At 30.2% G+C, this 21,953-nt stretch carries 24 protein-coding genes; 16 read left to right on the top strand and 8 right to left on the bottom strand.

Annotated features, from left to right (window positions below; translation table 11 throughout):
• From infA to KV700_RS15700, 11 genes are all read left to right on the top strand, one after another.
• Positions 1-216, top strand: coding sequence for a translation initiation factor IF-1 (gene infA / locus KV700_RS15650; protein WP_004568721.1), 216 nt, complete (start codon positions 1-3; stop codon positions 214-216).
• Between the two features lie 13 nt (positions 217-229).
• On the top strand, positions 230-346 hold the full coding sequence (gene ykgO, locus KV700_RS15655; RefSeq protein ID WP_004568720.1) for a type B 50S ribosomal protein L36: 117 nt from the start codon (positions 230-232) through the stop codon (positions 344-346).
• Positions 346-711 (top strand): 30S ribosomal protein S13, encoded by a 366-nt coding sequence (gene rpsM, locus KV700_RS15660; RefSeq protein WP_166382670.1) that lies wholly within the window; start codon positions 346-348, stop codon positions 709-711. The genes ykgO and rpsM overlap by 1 nt, the downstream gene beginning before the upstream one ends.
• Positions 712-788: 77 nt before the next feature.
• Positions 789-1,172 (top strand): 30S ribosomal protein S11, encoded by a 384-nt coding sequence (gene rpsK / locus KV700_RS15665; RefSeq protein WP_036825729.1) that lies wholly within the window; start codon positions 789-791, stop codon positions 1,170-1,172.
• Between the two features lie 82 nt (positions 1,173-1,254).
• Positions 1,255-1,860, top strand: a complete 606-nt coding sequence (rpsD, locus tag KV700_RS15670; protein WP_166382672.1) for a 30S ribosomal protein S4 — start codon at positions 1,255-1,257, stop codon at positions 1,858-1,860.
• Between the two features lie 93 nt (positions 1,861-1,953).
• Positions 1,954-2,946, top strand: a complete 993-nt coding sequence (locus tag KV700_RS15675) for a DNA-directed RNA polymerase subunit alpha (protein WP_165732609.1) — start codon at positions 1,954-1,956, stop codon at positions 2,944-2,946.
• A 60-nt stretch (positions 2,947-3,006) separates the two neighbouring features.
• A complete protein-coding gene (rplQ, locus tag KV700_RS15680; RefSeq protein ID WP_166382674.1) occupies positions 3,007-3,480 on the top strand; it encodes a 50S ribosomal protein L17 in 474 nt (157 codons plus the stop codon).
• Positions 3,481-3,572: 92 nt separating this feature from the next.
• Positions 3,573-4,691, top strand: a complete 1,119-nt coding sequence (gene carA, locus KV700_RS15685; RefSeq protein ID WP_218598446.1) for a glutamine-hydrolyzing carbamoyl-phosphate synthase small subunit — start codon at positions 3,573-3,575, stop codon at positions 4,689-4,691.
• 127 nt (positions 4,692-4,818) lie between these two features.
• The gene (gene eno / locus KV700_RS15690) at positions 4,819-6,108 is read left to right on the top strand and encodes a phosphopyruvate hydratase (RefSeq protein ID WP_166382679.1); all 1,290 of its coding nucleotides are present in this window, start codon (positions 4,819-4,821) and stop codon (positions 6,106-6,108) included.
• 177 nt (positions 6,109-6,285) lie between these two features.
• Positions 6,286-7,572, top strand: a complete 1,287-nt coding sequence (locus KV700_RS15695; RefSeq protein WP_166382681.1) for a citrate synthase — start codon at positions 6,286-6,288, stop codon at positions 7,570-7,572.
• Positions 7,573-7,636: 64 nt separating this feature from the next.
• Positions 7,637-8,551, top strand: a complete 915-nt coding sequence (locus KV700_RS15700; protein WP_218599870.1) for a dimethylarginine dimethylaminohydrolase family protein — start codon at positions 7,637-7,639, stop codon at positions 8,549-8,551.
• Positions 8,552-8,724: 173 nt separating this feature from the next.
• Here KV700_RS15700 and KV700_RS15705 read toward each other — a convergent pair whose 3' ends face one another.
• From KV700_RS15705 to KV700_RS15735, 7 genes are all read right to left on the bottom strand, one after another.
• On the bottom strand, positions 8,725-9,420 hold the full coding sequence (locus KV700_RS15705; protein WP_166382683.1) for a DUF4369 domain-containing protein: 696 nt from the start codon (positions 9,418-9,420) through the stop codon (positions 8,725-8,727).
• Positions 9,421-9,458: 38 nt separating this feature from the next.
• Positions 9,459-10,766 carry a DUF819 domain-containing protein gene (locus KV700_RS15710; RefSeq protein WP_166382685.1) on the bottom strand — a complete coding sequence of 436 codons (1,308 nt, stop codon included), beginning with the start codon at positions 10,764-10,766 and terminating at the stop codon, positions 9,459-9,461.
• A 541-nt stretch (positions 10,767-11,307) separates the two neighbouring features.
• The gene (locus tag KV700_RS15715; protein WP_218598447.1) at positions 11,308-11,472 is read right to left on the bottom strand and encodes an Arc family DNA-binding protein; all 165 of its coding nucleotides are present in this window, start codon (positions 11,470-11,472) and stop codon (positions 11,308-11,310) included.
• Between the two features lies 1 nt (position 11,473).
• On the bottom strand, positions 11,474-12,397 hold the full coding sequence (locus KV700_RS15720; RefSeq protein WP_218598448.1) for a S9 family peptidase: 924 nt from the start codon (positions 12,395-12,397) through the stop codon (positions 11,474-11,476).
• 1 nt (position 12,398) lies between these two features.
• Positions 12,399-12,899, bottom strand: coding sequence for a hypothetical protein (locus KV700_RS15725; protein WP_218598449.1), 501 nt, complete (start codon positions 12,897-12,899; stop codon positions 12,399-12,401).
• 1 nt (position 12,900) lies between these two features.
• Positions 12,901-13,068 carry a DUF4177 domain-containing protein gene (locus tag KV700_RS15730; RefSeq protein ID WP_166382691.1) on the bottom strand — a complete coding sequence of 56 codons (168 nt, stop codon included), beginning with the start codon at positions 13,066-13,068 and terminating at the stop codon, positions 12,901-12,903.
• 39 nt (positions 13,069-13,107) lie between these two features.
• A complete protein-coding gene (locus tag KV700_RS15735) occupies positions 13,108-13,968 on the bottom strand; it encodes an SPFH domain-containing protein (protein ID WP_218598450.1) in 861 nt (286 codons plus the stop codon).
• 122 nt (positions 13,969-14,090) lie between these two features.
• Here KV700_RS15735 and KV700_RS15740 point away from each other — a divergent pair, with 122 nt between their 5' ends.
• The 3 genes from KV700_RS15740 (at position 14,091) to KV700_RS15750 (ending at position 16,216) form a co-directional block, all read left to right on the top strand.
• Entirely contained in the window at positions 14,091-14,870 is a 780-nt protein-coding gene (locus KV700_RS15740; RefSeq protein ID WP_218598451.1) for a S1/P1 nuclease, read from the top strand.
• Positions 14,871-15,086: 216 nt separating this feature from the next.
• On the top strand, positions 15,087-15,593 hold the full coding sequence (locus tag KV700_RS15745; RefSeq protein WP_218598452.1) for a TlpA disulfide reductase family protein: 507 nt from the start codon (positions 15,087-15,089) through the stop codon (positions 15,591-15,593).
• A 17-nt stretch (positions 15,594-15,610) separates the two neighbouring features.
• On the top strand, positions 15,611-16,216 hold the full coding sequence (locus tag KV700_RS15750) for a thioredoxin family protein (RefSeq protein ID WP_166382697.1): 606 nt from the start codon (positions 15,611-15,613) through the stop codon (positions 16,214-16,216).
• A 104-nt stretch (positions 16,217-16,320) separates the two neighbouring features.
• Here KV700_RS15750 and KV700_RS15755 read toward each other — a convergent pair whose 3' ends face one another.
• Complete coding sequence (locus KV700_RS15755) at positions 16,321-17,562, bottom strand: DEAD/DEAH box helicase (RefSeq protein ID WP_218598453.1); 1,242 nt, start codon at positions 17,560-17,562, stop codon at positions 16,321-16,323.
• Between the two features lie 623 nt (positions 17,563-18,185).
• Here KV700_RS15755 and KV700_RS15760 point away from each other — a divergent pair.
• Both KV700_RS15760 and KV700_RS15765 read left to right on the top strand, forming a co-directional pair.
• Entirely contained in the window at positions 18,186-20,165 is a 1,980-nt protein-coding gene (locus KV700_RS15760) for a cytochrome c biogenesis protein CcdA (protein WP_218598454.1), read from the top strand.
• Positions 20,166-20,173: 8 nt separating this feature from the next.
• Positions 20,174-21,673 carry an aminotransferase class V-fold PLP-dependent enzyme gene (locus KV700_RS15765; protein ID WP_218598455.1) on the top strand — a complete coding sequence of 500 codons (1,500 nt, stop codon included), beginning with the start codon at positions 20,174-20,176 and terminating at the stop codon, positions 21,671-21,673.
• Positions 21,674-21,953 lie beyond the last annotated feature (280 nt).

Below are 21,953 nucleotides of genomic sequence, written 5' to 3' on the forward strand. Positions count from 1 at the left end.
ATGGCTAAACAATCAGCAATTCAGCAAGACGGAACAATTACAGAAGCATTATCTAATGCAATGTTTCGTGTAGAATTAGAAAATGGACATATTGTTACGGCACACATTTCTGGTAAAATGCGTATGCATTATATCAAATTATTACCTGGAGATAAGGTGAAATTAGAAATGAGCCCATACGATTTATCAAAGGCAAGAATTACTTACAGATACTAAAAAAACAAAACAGATGAAAGTTAGAGCATCAGTTAAAAAAAGAAGTGCCGACTGCAAAATAGTTCGCAGGAAAGGTAGATTATACGTGATTAATAAACAAAATCCTAGATTTAAACAAAGACAAGGGTAATGGCAAGAATAGCAGGTATTGATATTCCAAAGAATAAAAGAGGTGTTATCGCATTAACTTACATCTTTGGTATAGGAAGCAGCAGAGCAATTAAAGTTCTAGCAGAAGCAAAAGTAGATGAGAGCATTAAAGTTCAAGATTGGACAGATGATCAAATCGCAGCAATTAGAGAACAAGTAGGATCTTTCACTATTGAAGGTGAACTACGTTCTGAGGTACAGATTAACATCAAACGTTTGATGGATATCGGTTGTCAAAGAGGTATTCGTCATAGACTTGGTCTTCCTTTAAGAGGACAAAGAACTAAGAATAACTCTCGTACAAGAAAAGGTAAGAGAAAAACTGTAGCTAACAAGAAAAAATAAGTTAGATAAAGTAATAAAGATCTAATAATAGTCTTGACTATAAAGTTAGAAAACTAAATTACTAAAACTGAAAAATTATGGCAAAAGCAAGTTCAAAAAAGCGTAAAGTAATAATTGATGCTATTGGAGAGGCGCACGTAACTGCATCTTTTAACAATATCATTATTTCTTTAACAAATAAAAAAGGTGACGTTATTTCTTGGTCATCTGCTGGTAAAATGGGTTTTAGAGGTTCTAAAAAGAATACTCCATATGCAGCTCAATTAGCCGCAGAAGATTGTGCAAACGTTGCAAAAGAAGCAGGTTTACGTAAAGTAAAAGTGTATGTAAAAGGACCGGGTAATGGTAGAGAATCTGCTATTAGATCTATTCATAATGCAGGTATTGAAGTAACAGAAATTATTGATGTTACACCTATTCCTCATAATGGATGTCGTCCACCGAAGAGAAGAAGAGTATAATTTAATTTTTTAACTTGATAGGAACAAGATTATCGAAGGAGAAAGCCTTAATTCATAATCCCTATCTATAACAACAAAAGAAATGGCAAGATATACAGGACCAAAAACTAAAATTGCTCGTAAGTTTGGTGAAGCAATTTTTGGAGAAGATAAAAACTTCGAAAAAAGAAATTTCCCTCCAGGACAGCATGGAAATGCAAGAAGAAGAGGAAAGAAATCTGAATATGCAACTCAATTAATGGAGAAGCAAAAAGCGAAATATACTTATGGTATTTTAGAGCGTCAATTCAGTAACTTGTTTAAACAAGCACAAGCTGCTTCTGGGATTACAGGTGAAATCTTATTACAATTATGTGAATCTCGTTTAGATAATGTTGTTTACAGAATGGGGGTTTCTAACTCTAGAAGTGGAGCTCGTCAATTAGTTTCTCACAGACACATTACTGTTAATGGAGAAATAGTTAACATACCTTCTTATAGTTTAAATGAAGGAGATGTTGTAGCTGTAAGAGAGAAATCTAAATCTTTAAGTGCTATTGAAAATGCATTAGCTTCTAACAGCAATGTTTTCGAATGGTTAACTTGGAACACAGATACTAAATCTGGAACTTTTGTAAAAGCACCAGAAAGATTACAAATTCCAGAAAACATCAAAGAACAATTAATCGTAGAATTATATTCTAAGTAATAAATTAATCACATTGAAATTCGGCCAAAGGGTTTATAAACATTTCTTCACGTTTATAAACCGCGCAACCGAGTAACAATTAAAACGAAGAGAATGGCAATTTTAAATTTTCAAAAACCAGATAAGGTTATTATGATTGAATCTACTGATTTTACAGGTAGATTTGAGTTTAGACCTTTAGAACCAGGTTTTGGTTTAACAATAGGAAACGCTTTAAGAAGAGTTCTTTTATCTTCTTTAGAGGGGTTTGCAATTACATCATTAAGAATTGATGGTGTAGAGCACGAGTTTTCTACTGTATCTGGAGTTGTAGAAGACGTTACAGAAATTATTTTAAACTTAAAACAAGTTCGTTTTAAGAAACAAATAGAAGAAACAGATAGAGAAACTGTATCTATTTCATTATCTGGTCAAGAGCAGTTTACTGCAGGAGACTTACAGAAATTTATCTCTGGTTTTCAAGTATTGAATCCAGATTTAGTAATCTGTAACATGGATAAGTCTGTAAAGTTAAATGCAGAAATTACTATAGAAAAAGGTAGAGGATTTGTGCCTGCAGAAGAAAATAAAAAAGCTTCAGCACCAATAGGAACAATCTTTACAGATTCTATCTACACACCAATTAAGAATGTAAAGTATGCAATCGAAAATTTTCGTGTAGAACAAAAAACGGATTATGAGAAATTAGTTTTCGATATCGATACTGATGGATCAATCAATCCTAAAGATGCATTAACTGAAGCTGCAAAAATATTAATCCACCACTTTATGTTATTCTCTGATGAGCGTATCACTTTAGAGGCAGATGAAATCGCACAAACAGAAACGTATGATGAGGAATCATTACACATGCGTCAGTTATTAAAAACTAGATTAATCGACATGGATTTATCTGTTAGAGCTTTAAATTGTTTAAAGGCTGCAGAAGTGGATACATTAGGAGATTTAGTTTCTTTTAACAAAAGTGATTTAATGAAGTTTAGAAACTTTGGTAAAAAATCATTAACAGAACTAGAAGAATTAGTGATTGTTAAAGGTTTAAGTTTCGGTATGGATTTAACAAAATACAAATTAGATAGAGATTAATTTTTCATAATTTGCTCCTCATAACGAGTTGATGCAAGATGAAATTATAAAACAAAGGTCATGAGACACGGAAAAAAGCATAATCATTTAGGAAGAACTACTTCACACAGAAAGGCAATGTTAGCTAATATGACATGTTCTTTAATAGAACATAAACGTATTAACACTACAGTGGCTAAAGCAAAAGCATTAAGAGTTTTTGCAGAACCATTAATAACAAAGTCTAAAAGTGATACTACTCACAACAGACGTGTTGTATTTTCTCACTTACGTGATAAATATGCAGTTACAGAATTATTTAAAGAAATCTCTGTAAAAGTAGCAGATAGACCAGGAGGTTATCTTCGTATTATTAAGTTAGGAAATCGTCAAGGGGATAATGCTCCTATGGCAATGGTAGAATTAGTTGATTACAACGAAATTTACAATCCTAATGGTAAAAAAGCTAAGAAAACTACACGTAGAGGAAAAAGTAAAAAAGCAGATACTCCACAGGTAGAAGGAACAGCAACAGAAGAAAAATCTGAAGAATAAAAAATGAAAATTTTTTAATTTATATAAAGGGATAAGCGTTTACGTTTATCCCTTTTTTTATATTTTTGTACTAAGAAACACAACAACTATCAATGAAATATCAAACACGAAAAAAGGCGCTTGTCTTATTAGCAGATGGAACAATTTTTTATGGTAAATCCGTAGGAATCGAAGGAACTTCTACTGGAGAAATCTGTTTTAATACAGGTATGACAGGATATCAAGAAATTTTTACAGACCCTTCATATTTTGGTCAATTAATGGTTGCAACAAATGCTCATATTGGTAATTATGGGGTAAATGATAATGAAGTTGAATCTGATGGAATAAAAATTTCAGGTTTAATTTGTAGAAATTTTAGTTTTACACATTCTAGAGTAGATTCTAATGGTAATTTAAAAGATTGGTTTACAAAGCATAATCTTGTTGCTATTTCTGATGTTGATACTAGAGCATTAGTAGCTTATATTAGAGATAATGGAGCAATGAATGCTATTATATCTACAGATGTAGATAATATTGAAGCATTAAAAAAACAGTTATCTGCTGTACCTACTATGGAAGGCTTAGAGTTGGCTTCTAAAGTATCTACAAAAGAACCTTATTTTGTAGGTGATGAGAATTCTGAAATTAAAATATCTGCTTTAGATATTGGTATTAAAAAGAATATTTTAAGAAACTTAGTAAAAAGAGGAGCTTATATAAAAGTGTTTCCTTACAACGCTAAATTTGAGGATTTATCTGCTTTTAATCCTGATGGTTATTTTATTTCTAATGGACCTGGAGATCCAGAACCATTAATTGAAGCGCAAGAAGTTGCTAAAGAAATTATAAAAAGAAATTTACCATTATTTGGTATCTGTTTAGGTCATCAGGTGATTGCTTTAGCTAATGGAATTTCTACCTATAAAATGCACAATGGTCATAGAGGAATTAATCACCCTGTAAAAAACTTATTGACTGGTAAAGGAGAAATTACTTCTCAAAATCATGGTTTTGCTATCAATAGAGAAGAAACGGAAGCGAATGACAATGTAGAAATTACACATGTACATTTAAATGATCATACTGTTGCAGGTATTCGTATGAAAAACAAGAATGTTTTTTCTGTACAATACCACCCAGAAGCAAGCCCAGGACCGCACGATTCTGAGTATTTATTTGATCAATTTATAGAAAATATTAAGGAAGCTAAATCAGTGATAAGTTAACATTCGTTAATTTAATTCAACTGAAAACGTTTTCGTAAGTAACTATTTAAAACCACTCATTTATGAGTGGTTTTTTGTAAATTAGCAGTATAAATTAAAGACATAAATTAATTAAATAATAAATATAATGAGTATAATAATTAGCGTTCACGCACGTCAAATTTTTGATTCAAGAGGTAATCCAACAGTTGAAGTAGATGTAACTACAGAAAATGGTATTTTAGGTAGAGCAGCAGTTCCTTCTGGAGCTTCTACAGGAGAGCACGAAGCAGTAGAATTACGTGATGGTGGTAAAGATTACATGGGTAAAGGTGTTTTAACAGCAGTATCTAATGTAAATAATATTATTGCACCAGAATTGTTAGGTACTTCTGTTTTTGAGCAAAATACTATTGATCAATTAATGATTGATTTAGACGGTACTCCAAATAAATCTAATTTAGGAGCTAATGCTATTTTAGGAGTTTCTTTGGCTGCTGCTAAAGCTGCTGCTAATGAGTTAGGAATGCCTTTATATAGATATGTAGGTGGTGTTTCTGCTAATACTTTACCATTACCAATGATGAATATCATTAATGGTGGTTCTCATTCTGATGCTCCAATTGCATTTCAAGAATTTATGATTATGCCAGTTAAGGCAAAAACATTTACAGAAGCAATGAAAATGGGTTCTGAAATTTTTCATAATCTTAAAAAGGTTTTACACGATAGAAATTTATCAACTGCTGTTGGAGATGAAGGTGGTTTTGCACCAAATTTACCAGGAGGTACAGAAGATGCTATTGAAACTATCGCATTAGCAGTTAAAAATGCTGGTTATGTTTTTGGTGAAGAAATTAAAATTGCATTAGATTGTGCAGCTGCAGAATTTTATGTGAATGGTAAATACGATTACACAAAATTTGAAGGTGATAAAGGTGTTATCCGTTCAAGTAAAGAACAAGCAGATTATTTAGCTGAATTGACTGTAAAATATCCTATTATCTCTATTGAGGATGGAATGGATGAAAATGATTGGGATGGTACAAAATATTTAACAGAATTAATTGGAGATAAAGTACAATTAGTTGGTGATGATTTATTTGTAACTAATGTAGAACGTTTATCTAAGGGTATTGAAAACGGTATTGCAAACTCTATCTTAATTAAAGTAAACCAAATTGGTAGTTTAACAGAAACTATTGCAGCTGTAAATATGGCTAAAAATGCAGGTTATACTTCAGTAATGTCTCATAGATCTGGTGAAACAGAAGATAATACTATTGCAGATTTAGCAGTAGCATTAAACTGTGGACAAATAAAAACTGGTTCTGCTTCTCGTTCTGATAGAATGGCAAAATACAACCAATTATTACGTATTGAAGAAGAATTGGGAGCAACTGCTTATTTTCCAGGTTTAAAAGCTTTTAACCTATAAAAATATTTTTTTTAAATATAATACTACCTCATAAGAAATTATGAGGTTTTTTTTGTTTTATATTCATATAAATTACTTTTATTTTAAAATTTCTAAAATCTATTACTAGACCCTTTTAAAATGCTCGAAAATTTGGTATCTTCGTCAAACTTAACAATACTAAAAAATCATCATTAAATGTCAGATACAGCTAAATTACAAATTGGAGATAAATCTTATGAATTTCCACTTGTAAAAGGAACAGAAAATGAAGTAGCCATAGATATTAAAACTTTAAGAGGAGTAACTAATGGAGTGATAACTATTGATCCTGGTTTTAAGAACACAGGTTCTTGTGAAAGTGCTATTACTTTCTTAGACGGTGAAAAAGGTATTTTACGCTATAGAGGTTATTCAATTGAAGAATTGGCTGAAAAAGGAGACTTTTTAGAAGTATCTTACGCTTTAATATTTGGAAATTTACCAACTAATGAACAATTAGAAAAATTTCATAAAGATATTAGAGATCATTCATTAGTAGATGATGATGTTAGAAAAATATTAGAAGCTTTTCCTAAAACAGCACATCCAATGGGTGTTTTGTCTTCTTTAACAAGTGCATTAACAGCTTTTAATCCATCTTCTGTGAACATAGAGTCTACTGAAGATATGTACAATGCTATTGTGCGTATTATGGCTAAATTTCCTGTTTTAGTTGCTTGGACTATGCGCAAGAAACAAGGAATGCACTTAAATTACGGAAAAAAATCTTTAGGGTACGTTGAGAATTTAATGTACATGATGTTTAAACAACCTAATGAAGATTTTGTAATTAACCCAATTGTTAAAGATGCTTTAGATAAATTATTAATTTTACATGCAGATCATGAGCAAAACTGTTCTACGTCTACAGTAAGAATTGTAGGTTCTTCTCATGCAGGATTATTTGCATCTCTTTCTGCAGGAATATCTGCACTTTGGGGACCATTACATGGTGGAGCAAATCAGGCTGTTTTAGAAATGTTAGAAGGTATAAAAGCTGATGGTGGAGACACTAAAAAATACATGGCTAAAGCAAAAGATAAAAATGATTCTTTCCGTTTAATGGGATTTGGACATAGAGTTTATAAAAACTTTGATCCTAGAGCTAAAATTATTAAAGCTGCAGCAGATGAAGTTTTAAATGATTTAGGTGTTACAGATCCTATTTTAGATATCGCTAGAAGTCTAGAGCAAGAAGCTTTAAGTGATCCTTATTTTGTAGAAAGAAAATTATACCCTAATGTAGATTTCTATTCAGGTATAATCTACAGAGCTATGGGAATACCAACAGAAATGTTTACAGTAATGTTTGCTTTAGGACGTTTACCAGGTTGGATTGCTCAATGGAAAGAAATGCGTCTTAACAAAGAACCAATAGGTAGACCACGTCAAATTTATACAGGTGAAAATTACAGACCATTTGTTGAAATAGAAAAAAGATAAATTTTATTACATTTACAAAAACAAAGCTTCATATTTTATGAAGCTTTTTTTATCCATATTATCTATGTTAGAACTAAATATTAAAAACGAAACCTCAAGATTAAGGGCTGTAATTTTAGGTACTGCCAAAAGTAATGGAGGTGTGCCAAGAGTAGAAGACTGCTATGACCCTAAAAGTATAGAGCATGTTTTAGCGGGTACATACCCTAAAGAATCTGCAATGAACTTAGAGATGGAAGCTGTTGCTGAAGTTTTAAAAAGGTATAATGTAGAAGTATTTAGGCCAGATATAATTGAAAATTACAATCAAATATTTTCTAGAGATATTGCTTTTGTAATTGATGATACTTTTATAGAAGCTAATATTCTTCCAGATAGAGAAAAAGAGTATAAGGCAATAGATAAAGTAATATCACAAATAGACCCTTTAAAAGTGGCTGTTTTACCTAAAGAATGTCATATAGAAGGTGGTGATGTAATGCCTTGGAATGAGTATATTTTTGTTGGGACATATTCGGGTAGCGATTATTCAGATTTTATTACAGCACGTACTAATATGGACGCTGTAATTTCTCTTCAAGAATTATTTCCTCATAAAAAAGTAAAATCTTTTGAGTTAAGAAAATCAAATACAGATGCAAAAGATAACGCATTGCATTTAGACTGCTGTTTTCAGCCAATAGGAAAAGACAAAGCTATTCTTCATAAAAATGGTTTTTTAATTGAAAGAGAATATGAATGGTTAGTAGATTTTTTTGGAAAGGAAAACATTTTTGAAATAACAAAAGAAGAAATGTATAGCATGAATAGTAATATTTTTTCAATTTCTGAAGAAGTAATTATTTCAGAAAAAAACTTTACAAGATTAAATACCTGGCTTAGAGATAATGGTTTTACCGTAGAAGAAGTATCCTATTCGCAAATAGCAAAGCAAGAAGGATTACTTAGATGCTCTACATTGCCTTTAATTAGAGATTAAAGATATATGTTTCAACTACTTATAATTGTTCTTAAAATGCAATCATTTTTTAGATAAAAGAAGTTTGAAATGTATTTATTATATTTTAAAATTGACTGTTTGTCACTTTTTAAAACTAAAAAAAAACGAGCAATTTGCTCGTTTTTTTTAGTTAATAGAATAAAATATTTTCACTATTTTTCTTTGATTGAATTTAAGTATTCTTGAAAACGTATTCCGTAATCAGAGTTTTTTACTTTATCAGTTAAAGAATTGTTTACCGTATCTAACATTTTTAAACTAGCATCATACATTTCTGTTAATCCAATGTAAGGCGCTACTTCTAAACCTGCATTTGTAATTGCAAAATTAGTAGTATATAGAACTCTTCTTTTTACAAGATTCTGATAGTCTCTCTCTAATTGAGTAACTAATTCTTGGTCGTTTGCTTTTTTAGCATCAAAATCTTTTTTGATGAATTCTAATCGCTGATCCTGAAATTTATTTTTAATTATATTATAATTATCTAAAATTTCTTGATTTTTAGAGCCTGTTATTTTTGGAGCGTAACCAAAATTTTCTACATTATCATTAATGGTAATAATTCCTTTTTCACCAAAAAATAAAATCCTTTTATCACTTGTATTTCCATCAAATGTTAAATAATATAATACAGGAGATTCTACATTATCAATTAAAGTAAATTTATCACTACCTAATAATTTTACAGAATCTACAGATACTAATAATGTATCTTTCATTTTTTGAAGGTATAGAGTTCCTTTTTTAAGACCTTTAATTTGACCTTGTACAGTCATATTTCCTTCTTTTTTAGAAGAACATGCCGTAATTAAAATTGATAGGACTAAAAGCGTAATAATTTTCTTCATAAATCTATATTTTTCGTATGCAAATATGCTCATTTTTTTTAAAGTGTTGCCGATAATTCCATTAAAATAGTACATAAAATTGCACCAATTGTCCCTATTGCGTACCCAAAAACGGCTAACAAAACACCAACAGTAGCTAAAGAAGGATGAAATGCTTGTGCTACAATTGGGGCAGAAGCTGCACCACCAACATTAGCTTGACTACCAAGTGCTAAAAAGAAATAAGGAGCTTTAATTAATTTGGCAACTATAATTAATAATCCAGCATGAATAGACATCCAAACAAGGCCAATAGCAATTAAACCTACATTATCAAAAATCATTGCTAAATCCATTTTCATACCAATGGTAGCAACCAGAATATAAATAAATACACTTCCAATTTTGCTTGCACCTGCACCTTCGTAATTTTTTGCTTTTGTAAAAGATAAAAGCACTGCAATAACTGTAGAAATACTAATTAACCAAAAGAAACTAGAACCTAAGAAAGTAAAGATGTTTCTCCAAGTTTCAGATTCTATACTAGCAACTAATTCACTGAAAAAAGCACTTAAATATGCTGCAGTAAAATGACCTAAACCAACGGTACCAAATGCAATAGCAAGAATTATCATAAAGTCTGTTACAGAAGGATTCCTTTTTACTTTTTTAGTAAATAAAGATACTTTATCTTTTAGATCTTCAATGGCAGAAGTATCTGCACCCAACCACTTGTCTATTTTATCTTTTTTACCAATTCCTATTAATAAGATAGCCATCCAAACATTAGCGACTACTATATCTACAAAGACCATTCCTCCATATTTTGCAGGGTTGTATTTATAAATTTCTAACATGGCTGTTTGGTTTGCACCACCACCAATCCAACTTCCTGCAAGTGTAGATAAACCACGCCAAACAGCATCAAAGTCAGAACCTCCAACCGTTTCTGGAGAGAAAATTGAAATTAGTAGAATTGCTATTGGTCCTCCAATAATAATACCTACAGTACCCGTAAAAAACATAATTAATGCTTTAGAACCTAGGTTAAAAATAGCTTTTAAATCGATGCTTAAAGTCATTAAAACTAGGGCAGCAGGCAATAAAAATCGACTAGAAATATAATACAATTGCGATTTTCCTTTTACAACTTCTCCCGCAGTGTTTAAGGTTTCCCATTCTGGGGATATGATGCCGGCAGTAGTAAAAATTGCAGGAATAAAATAGGCCATAAATAAACCAGGTACAATCTTATAAAACTTATGCCAGAAACCACTTTTTATATTTTCTGTATAGAAAACGAAACCGAGTGATAACATTAAGATTCCAAAAACGATTGCATCATTTGTAAAAGTGGGTGTTGTCATACTTAAATTGTTTTTTTAAAGTCTGTTTTTAAAATAATTTCTACTTGCAACCTATAAAGATTACTATTTAAAAATTTTGTGTAAAAATAGCCTAATTTTATTCTTAGCTTTCATTTATTTTTTTAAGGATACTTATGCTTGTACTGTTTGATTATAAGTCTTTTAGTTAATTTTTATAAAAAGTTAGCTAAAATAGTTACATCTTGACAAAAGCAGTATTCATGCAAACCAGTAGCAATTTTTTTGTAATATTTATCTGTTATAGAGTATATATTATAGCTCATATAATTAAAAGCTTAAAACTATAAATTAATTAATAATTTTTTGTTTTGCATAATTAGACACCAAAAATAGGTTTACCAAACTTTTATCAAATAGGCAATATACAAATTACTAAACGCTCAATATAAATTGAGCATCTATTATTAATATTTAGGTTGTTTTAATCCTTTGGTTAAAGGAAATGGTTCTGCTTAGGCTTATAGTAAGGGAATATTCTTGTTGATGTTATATTTGCTTAGTACTTTTCAAAGACCTACTTTTAATCTTCTTTTTTGGTGGGTTCTCTTTTTGCTTTTTTAAGTGCTTGCATAAGCATCCATTCTATTTGTCCGTTTGTAGAACGAAATTCATCTGCAGCCCATTTTTCAATTGCTTTTATCATGTCTTCATTTACTCGCAACGCGAATGCTTTTTTCTTTGCCATGTTATTTTTTTATAAATAAACTAATGGTTTTTATTAGTTTATCTGAGATTTGGTATTCCGAAGAATAGTAAGATTTTAGATTGTCTTCTTCTTTTTGAATGTCCTTTAAAACATGATTCATGTTTTCTATAATTACCAATTTAGAATCTGTATTTGCAGCATGCAACATTTTAGCATCTTCTATGCTTACCTGAATATCTTTATCACCATTAATAATTAAAATAGGAATAGTTAGTTTTTTAATCTCGGTTTTGGGGTTTAACTGCATCCAATCGTATAAAAAAGCCTGATTTGGTTTGCCAAATATGCTCATTAAAAACGGATGTACAGTTTCAATTTTACCTCTTACTCTTAAAGTATCAAATTGTTTCCTGGCCGCGACACCTAATGGAGCATTGTTTTTTGTGATTTGTTTTATAATGGTTTCATCAATTTGTTCTCCTGTACCAGCAATAGAGATGTATTTATCGACCTCTTTAGAAGCCATCATTGCAATTAATGAACCTTGACTATGGCCAACTAAAATAATTTTAGAAAAATGCTTTTCGTTTTTAAAATAGGTGATTACTTTTTCTACATCTACAGCAAAATCTGTAATTTTTGTATTTGCTAGTAATTTGCTATTATTCTTGTTAGCTGTTCTTTTATCGTAACTATAAAAAGCAATATCTTTTTTATTGATAGAATCTCTAAATTGTTTAATGTAGTTTGCTTTTACATTTTGTGCAGGCTGATTTCCGTTTCTGTCTACAGGTCCAGAACCATGAACCCAAATAATTAAAGGCGAATTTTCTTCTGTAAAAGTTAAGGTTCCTGGAAGTTCTATTGCTCCATTTTTTATTAAAATTTCTTCGGATTTTACTTGTGCTAAAGAAATAAATGTCCCAAAAAATGTGATAGCTAAATAAGTGATAAAACGAATCATATTAATTTATTTTTGAATTATAAGTTTCTAAAACTCTTTTTGCTTCTTCTTTTAATAGAGTTCCTATTAATAACTTTTCTCCATTTTTAAGTATTAATTGAATGCCAATATCACCAGAAACATTTACAGCTTTTTCTTTTCCTTTATTAAAAAAGAAGCCACCTCTTAATCCCCAACCACCAAACTCACTTATAGGTTGATACTTTCTTACATAAGCTTTAGAAATTGTATTCCAAGGAATTGTTTTCACCTTAAAATGCAAAGGGAAAAACTGGTAATGAATTCCTACTTCATCAATTTTGGTTGTTAGTTTAAAGAAGAAAATTAATGAAATCGATAATAGAATAACACCAATTGTAATTAAAAACTCTTGTGTAGATAACGTTGTATCTGCTTTTAAGTATTTTTTTATCATCATTGCTACAGGAACAATGGAGGCGATAATTAATACTACAATTAACCAAGTTTGTCTAAAACTTTGTTCTTCTTTAAAAATTTTCATTTTAACGATTTTTATCTTTTTCCAAAACGGCATAAACGCCACCATTGGTATTTGCATATACATTAATTACGCGCCAACCTTGTTTAGCGTGTTCATTTATTTCGTCTTCAAAGTTTTTCTGGCTGTTAGACCAACTTATTTTTTGTTTTAAAAATTTGTACTCTTTCATATTTTAGTTTTTTAGGCTTCTATTTAGATATATGATATTTTAATGACTCAAAGTACCTGCATTTACAACCGGAGACGCTTCTTTATCTCCACACAAAATAACTAATAAATTACTTACCATTGCTGCTTTGCGTTCATCATCTAACTCAACAATTTGTTTTCTACTTAATTCGTTTAAAGCCATTTCTACCATTTCCACAGCACCTTGTACAATTTTATGTCTTGCAGCTACAATTGCAGTTGCTTGTTGTCTTTTTAACATGGCAGAAGCAATTTCATTAGCATAGGCTAAATATCCAATTCTTGCTTCTAAAACTTCAATACCTGCAATTGTTAAACGTTCGTCAATTTCTTTTTCTAAAGCTTCAGAAACTTCGTTAACACTAGAACGTAAAGTAATATCTTCGTCATGGCCTTCATCTGCAAAATTATCATACGGATACATACTTGCTAATTTTCTTACAGCAGCATCTGTTTGTACTCGTACAAAGTTTTCGTAATTATCAACATCAAAAGCAGCTTTATACGTATCTGTTACTCTCCAAACCAAAATGGTAGAAATCATAATCGGATTTCCTAATTTATCATTTACTTTTAAACGTTCAGAATCGAAATTACTAGCTCTTAAAGAAATTGTTTTTTTTCTAAATAAGGGATTTGCCCAATACAAACCATTCGTTTTAATGGTTCCTACATATTTACCAAATAATAAAATCACTTTAGAAGTATTTGGGTTTACCAAAATAAAGCCGAAGAAACCAAAAAAGCCAATTAAACTAACAACCATATACATAATTGTTTCTTCTATAGTAGACAATACAATACCACCAATAAATAATAGTATTACTATTAATAACATTAAATAACCGTTTGCTGGTTTAATAATTTTCTCTGCTTTCATATAAATTTATTTAAAGTGATATTAAAATCATATCGTAAAGATATAATATTATTTTTGAGAATTACAAATTTGGTGAAGAATAATTTTATAAATTTGTTGAAACATAATTTTAAAAACATAAGATGAAGATTAAAGTACTTTTTATACTATCGATATTTTTATTCTCAAATTTTTCAGCAGAAGAAACTGTTTTTTGGGGACCAACAGGACATAGAACTACAGGTAAAATAGCAGAACATCATTTAACAAAAAAAGCAAAAAGAAAAATTGATAAATTGTTAAAGGGACAAAGTTTGGCTTTTGTATCCACCTTTGGTGATGAAATAAAATCTGATAAAAAATACAATGAATTTTATTCTTGGCATTATGTAAATATGGGCTTAGATGAAAAGTATGCAGATGCAGCAAAAAATCCGGCAGGAGATATTGTTACTGGTATCTATAAATGTGTAGCGGTTTTAAAGAATGATAATAGTTCTGAAGAAGATAAAGTTTTCTATTTAAAAATGTTGGTACATTTAGTTGGAGATTTACACCAACCAATGCATGTTGGGCAAAGAGAAGATAAAGGAGGAAATACAATACAATTGCAGTGGTTTGGTAAGGGTACAAACTTACACTCGGTTTGGGATTCTAAAATAATAGAAGAATATAACATGAGTTATATAGAACTGGCTGAAAACGCCAAAGATTTATCAAAAGCAGAAATTAAAGCTATTGAAAAAGGAACAGTTGTAGATTGGGTAGATGAAGTTCATGAAGTTACAAAAGAAGTTTATAAATCTGTAAAAGTTGGTGAGAATTTAAAATATAGATATTCTTATGATCATTTAGGAACTGTAAGAACTCAATTACAAAAAGGAGGAATTCGTTTGGCAAAAATTTTAAACGATATTTTCTAGTAAAAACAATATTTCTAATAAAAGAGGCTGTTTAAAAAGGGCGTTTTTTGTCAATCTGAATTTATTTCAGATTCTTATGAATTTTGAAATTCAGTACGTTGAGATACTGAAACAAGTTCAGTATGACAATATATAATCCTTTTTTAGACAACCTTTTTTTTGTTAAGGATTAGTTAATTGTTTTTTAATAAGATATCTTCTTTGTAAGTTTATAAAATGCTAAAAAACGGTTTCTATACTTTGTTATTTTTCTCCCTTTTATTTTCCTGTAAAAAAGGAGAAGTAAAAGAAGTATCACAAAAAGTAAGCTCAGTAAAGTCTTATACATATAATGAGTTAAAGCCTTTGTTAGAAAAAAATGATGGTAAAACGTATGTAGTAAATTTTTGGGCAACTTGGTGTGCGCCTTGTGTAAAAGAATTACCTGCGTTTGAAAAATTAAACCAAGAATATGAAGCTAAAAATGTAGAGGTTATTTTGGTGAGTTTAGATTTTCCTAAACAAGTAGATAAAAGATTAATTCCTTTTATTAATAAACATAATTTACAGTCTAAAGTGGTTTTATTAAATGATATAAATGAAGATGTTTGGATTAAAGCAATCGATTCTACTTGGTCTGGAGCATTACCTGCCACATTAATTTACAATGCAAAAGGTAGAAAGTTTTACGAACAATCTTTTGATTATGAAAAACTAGAGTCTGAATTAAAAACGATTTTATAAACGAATAAATGAACGATATGAAATATACAAAATCAATTTTAATATTATTTGTAGTTTTATTAGCAAGTGCTTTTACTATAAAAACTGCAGATGGTTACCAGGTAGGTGACACTATAGAAGATTTTAAGTTAAAAAATATTGATGATAGAATGGTTTCTTTATCAGATTATTCTGATGCAAAGGGATTTGTTATCATTTTTACGTGCAATACGTGTCCGTATTCTATAGCTAATGAAGATAGAATAATTGCTTTAGATTTAAAATATAAGAAATTAGGTTTTCCTGTAATTTCAATTAATCCAAATGACCCAAAAGCATCTAAAGGAGATAGTTTAGAAGACATGAAGGTTAGAGCAGCAGAAAAAGGATTCATGTTTCCTTATTTGTTAGATGAAGGGCAAAAGGTATATCCTAAATTTGGAGCAACAAAAACACCACATGTGTTTATTGTAAGCAAGCCAAGTATGAAAGTTGAATATATTGGTGCAATAGACAATAGTTCTAGAGATGAAGATGCTGTAACAGAAAAATATGTAGAAAATGTTATTGATGCTTTATTGTTAGGCAAAAAACCAACAAAAACAACCACAAGAGCAATTGGTTGTTCTGTTAAGGTATTATAAGAGAAATGATTTAGAGATTAATTGAACTTTTTCCTCTATTTACAAAAAATCCCAAGTTTTCACTTGGGGTTTTTTATGCTATAATTTTAAAAGGTGGGCTAAGTTTAATACCAACGTTTTTTATTCTTCTTAGAAGCTTCAGACTTTCTTCCTTTGTTATGTTTGCTTTCCGTGTTTGGTTGTTTTTTTCTGTGTTTTGGAGGAGCAATAGGGTAAGGATGTTCTGCAATAATTTTAATTCTTTTTTCAATTAAAGTTTCAATTAATTTAATATATGCATTTTCATCTGGAGAGCAGAAAGAAAATGCAATTCCAGATTTACCAGCTCTACCAGTTCTACCAATTCTGTGAATATACGTTTCTGGTATGTTTGGTATATCAAAATTAATAATGGCATCTACATTTGTAATGTCAATTCCACGCGCTGCAACATCTGTCGCAATTAAAATATTTGCTTTTTTATCTTTAAAATCTTCTATAGCTTTGTTACGTATAGCTTGGGTTTTATCACCATGAATACTCGTAACTTTATACCCGTTTTTAAGTAGTGATTCTTCTAATTTATCGACACCAAACTTTGTACGTCTAAAAATAATTATTTTCCCGTTTATGGTGTTTCTTAACAAATGCAAACATAAATCGGTTTTGTTTTTCTTTGGAAGATAATACAATAACTGACCAATATTTTTTGCGGTAGTTTCTTCTGGATTTATTTCAATCTTAATGGGACTTTTTAAAATCCTTTTAGCCAATTCATCTATTTTTTCTGGAATTGTTGCAGAAAAAAGTAATGTTTGTTTTTGCTTAGGACATAATGCTTCTATTTTTTTAACATCGGCAATAAAGCCCATGTCTAGCATTAAATCTGCTTCATCTAAAACAAAAATTTCAATAGCACTTAAATCGATGTTTCCTTGTAATTGTAAATCAATTAATCTACCAGGAGTTGCAACTAAAACATCTACACCTTTACCTAATATTTCTTTTTGAGGTTCTAAAGATACACCTCCAAAAACAGCGGTAGTTTTTAAATCTGTGTATTTGGTATAGCTTACAAAATTCTCTAAAATTTGTATTGCCAACTCACGAGTTGGTGTTATAATTAAAGATTTTATCTTCTTTTTAGTTTTTTTATCCTCTTCTACTTCTTTGTCTAATAAAAGCTGAATTATTGGCAAAGCAAAAGCAGCAGTTTTTCCAGTACCTGTTTGTGCAGAAACAATTACGTTTTTTTTAGCTAAAACTAAAGGAATTGCTTTTTCTTGTACTTGGGTTGGTCTGTGAAATCGCTCTTCAGCAACTGCTTTTAAGATGGATTTATGTAAAGGTAATTCAGAAAACTGCATTGATTATTTTTTATGCAAAGATAGTTTAATTGTATCAATGCATTTTGTATTTATAAAATTTTGAATAATGAACGTTTTATTTACGTATATAAATGGATTTCACTTGAAATGGATTCTTTTTTTATAGCTTTTCATATTTGTAGCTTTTTAATATCTATAATAAAAAGATGATTAGAATGATGTGTCTATTTTTAGTCTAACCAATTCTTACCCGAAATTTAACTGGATCTAAAAAAGACGTTATCAAGCTAAGCTTTTGTACAATTTGATGCTAATCCGGATAAAGTTGATATCTTAGTAGCTGTTTAACTTCTATAAATTAGAAAAGTTGCAGAAGGCAAATTGACCTTAAAAAGTTTAGAAAAAAAAATGAAGTTATAGATTATAAGCAAAAGCCAAATTTTAATGGTTTTAAAGTGGATTTATTTAGATCATTTTATAGGCGGAATTATAATATAATTAACCTATTAAACTTTGTAGGCATCCTTAGAAATATTAATATTGGGGCTTTAAAAAAAAGGGGCTCACTATTTATGTAAAACGTAATTAGTAAGACCTTATTATTCTCCTTTAACTTAAAAGTTTTAAAAATAAAACTGATACTAAATACCAAATAGAAACAGATGAAGAAAATAATTTTAATTTTATTATTAACGCTTGGGTTTGCATCATACGCTCAGGTTTTTGAACCTGTAAAATGGACTACTTCTGTAGAAAAGGTATCAGAAACAGAATACAATCTTATCGCAAAGGCAAGTATAGATAGAGGTTGGCATTTATATTCTCAAAATGTGCCAGAAGATGGACCAATACCTACTTCATTTACTTTTGAAGAAAATGAAGGTTATTCCTTAATAGATAATGTTGTAGAAGAAGAGGGACATACAATAGATGATCCTGTTTTTAATATGGTTATTAAGTTTTTTGAAGACAGTGCAACTTTTAAGCAAAAGGTAAAAATTACAAGCACAGAACTTACTGCAATAATAGGAGAAGTAGAGTTTATGGTTTGTGATGATAGCAAATGTCTTCCGCCTACCTATGTAGATTTAGAATTTAAGTTAAAAAATACAACGGTTACAAAAGATATCTCAGCTGCAAGTATAACATCAGAAAAAGAAAGTGTTATAAAAAGTACCACGACAAACACACCAAGTGAAGACAATAATCAAAGAGGTTTAATTTCAATCTTTTTAATTGCCTTTATATCTGGTTTTGCTGCATTGTTAACGCCTTGTGTGTTCCCGATGATACCAATGACGGTGAGCTTTTTTACAAAACAAAGTAAAACAAAGGCTGCAGGAATTAAAAATGCAATTATTTACGGACTTTCAATTATTGTAATTTATGTTTTATTAGGTGTTTTAGTCAGTCTTCTTTTCGGAGCAGATGCATTAAATGCACTTTCTACAAATGTGTGGTTTAACGTTATCTTCTTTGTTTTATTATTGGTTTTTGCAGCCTCTTTTTTAGGTGCTTTCGAAATTATGTTACCAAATTCTTGGGCAAATAAAGTAGATTCTCAAGCAGATAGAGGAGGTTTAATTGGAATCTTTTTTATGGCTTTGGCACTGGCTATTGTATCCTTTTCTTGTACAGGCCCTATTGTTGGTACTTTATTAGTAGAAGCTGCAGCCGGAGGAAGTCAAATAGGTCCAATTGTGGGCATGTTAGGTTTTTCTTTAGCAATTGCTTTACCATTTGCATTATTTGCAGCTTTTCCTGGTTGGTTAAATTCTTTGCCAAAATCTGGTGGTTGGTTAAACACTGTAAAAGTAGTTTTAGGATTCTTAGAACTTGCTTTGGCTTTCAAATTCTTATCGAATGCAGATTTAGTGCTTCAATTACATTGGTTAGAAAGAGAAGTGTTTATTGCTATTTGGATTGCCGTTTTTGGAGGGTTAACTTTATATCTTTTCGGAAAAATACAATTACCACATGATTCTCCGATAAAACATATTTCTGTTGGTAGATTAGGTTTGGGATTATTTTCATTAACTTTTACATTATATATGTTACCAGGTTTATGGGGAGCACCTTTAAATTTAATTAGCGCTTTTCCACCACCACAGCATTATAGCGAATCTCCTTACGGAGTAGGTTATATGAAACTAGGTTCTGGAGATGCTTCTCAGACAGAAATTCCTGATGGAGCACATTTAATGCCTCCACATAATATTTTATCATTTAATGACTATGATAAAGGTTTGGCGTATGCTAAAAAAGTAGGGAAGCCAGTAATGATGGACTTTACAGGACATGCTTGTGTAAATTGTAGAAAAATGGAGCAAAATGTTTGGGTGCAACCAAATATTTTAAAAATGCTTAAAAATGACGTAATTTTAATTTCGTTATATGTTGATGATAAACGAAAGTTAGCGGATGATGAAGTGGTAGAAAGTAAATTAAGACCTGGTAAAAAATTAAAGTATATTGGTCAGAAATGGAGTGAAATGCAAACCATTAAATACAAGACCAATACGCAACCTTTTTATGTTTTAATGAATCATGATGAAGAAGATTTAAATGCGCCAGTAGGATATACGCCTAATAGCGATGAATATTATAATTGGATGAAAGAAGGTATTAAAAAATTTAAATAATTTTAATTATGATTTCAGCAAATAAAAACAACATAGTAAAATCTGATTTAGAAAATTATTTTAATCAGTTTAAAAAAAATATCATTGGTATTAACCAGACTTTTCAATCTCCGTATGGGGAACAAAAATTAATCTATACAGATTGGACTGCAAGCGGAAGATTATATCGACCAATTGAAGAAAAGTTAATAAATGAATTTGGACCGTTTATAGCAAATACACATACAGAAACCTCTACTTCTGGTGCTGCTATGACTCTAGCGTACCATGAAGCTAGAAGTATTATTAAACGTCATGTGAATGCAAATGATAATGATGTTTTAATTACTTCCGGTACAGGGATGACAGGTGTTGTTAATAAATTTCAGAGGATTTTAGGTTTAAAAGTTTCAGAAAATTTAAAAGAACATACTCATATTCCAGACGAAATTAGACCTATTGTTTTTGTTTCTCATATGGAGCATCATTCTAACCATACATCTTGGATAGAAACAATTGCAGATGTTGAGGTAGTTCCTTGTGATGATGAAGGTTTGTTATGTGTAAAGAAATTTGAAGAATGTATTAAGAAATACGAGCACAGAAAAATAAAGATTGCTTCTATAACGTCCTGTTCTAATGTTACAGGAATTAAAACAGCGTATCATGAAGTTGCAAAACTAATACATAAATACAACGGACTCTGTTTTGTCGATTTTGCTTGTTGTGCTCCTTATGTAGATATAAATATGCACCCAGAAAATGAAGACGAACAGTTAGATGCCATCTTTTTTTCTCCACATAAATTTTTAGGTGGGCCAGGAACTTCTGGAGTTTTAGTTTTTAATAAAAAATTGTATAAAAACGTGGTGCCAGATAACCCAGGTGGAGGTACAGTAAGCTATACAAATCCTTGGGGACAGCATGATTATTTTGTAGATGTAGAAACAAGAGAAGATGGTGGAACACCAGGATTTATGCAGGCTATAAAAATTGCACTTTCTATTCAGTTGAAAGACAAAATGGGAGTTGTAAACATTAAGAAAAGGGAAGATGAAATAAATGCAGTAGTATTTGAAACTTTAGAAAGCCTTTCTGGAGTAAAAATATTAGCACCAAACCATAAAGACCGACTAAGTATTTTTTCTTTTTATTTTGAAAAACATCACTTTAATATGGTTGTAAAAATATTAAATGATAGATTCGGAATTCAAACTAGAGGAGGTTGTTCTTGTGCAGGAACTTACGGACATTTTTTATTGAATGTAGATCAAGCAACATCTAATAGAATAAAAGATGAAATATTGCTGGGTTGTAGTACAGACAAACCAGGTTGGATTCGTTTGTCAATTCATCCAACAATTACATCAGAAGAGTTAAACTTTATTTGTGATTCTCTAAAAGGACTGTCTGAAAATATTGAAGAATGGTCTAAAGATTATAAATATGATAATCTTAAAAATGATTTTTCGCACAAGACCGTTCAGCCTATTGAAAAAGAGTTGGTAAAAAAGTGGTTTTCATTATAAAGTTATTCCTTTAAGAGAGGTTTTTAATGAGAAAAAGACATGAAAATTAAATTAGTTAATTTACGGTTTTATTCATTTTAAGAATATAAAAAAAGGGTTGTAGGAATACAATCCCTTCCTTTTTGAAATTAATTTTATTTGAGTTTGTAAATTTCAACCTATATTTTATAATCCCAAAGGAGCTTTTCTAAATCCGTTAACTTCTAAGATTCTCTATAATAATAACATTGAATAACTGAATAGATATACCTGTTATATTGATTGTGAAAGCAGTTTAAAT

It is taken from the genome of Polaribacter sp. NJDZ03, assembly GCF_019263805.1.
Lineage (GTDB): Bacteria > Bacteroidota > Bacteroidia > Flavobacteriales > Flavobacteriaceae > Polaribacter.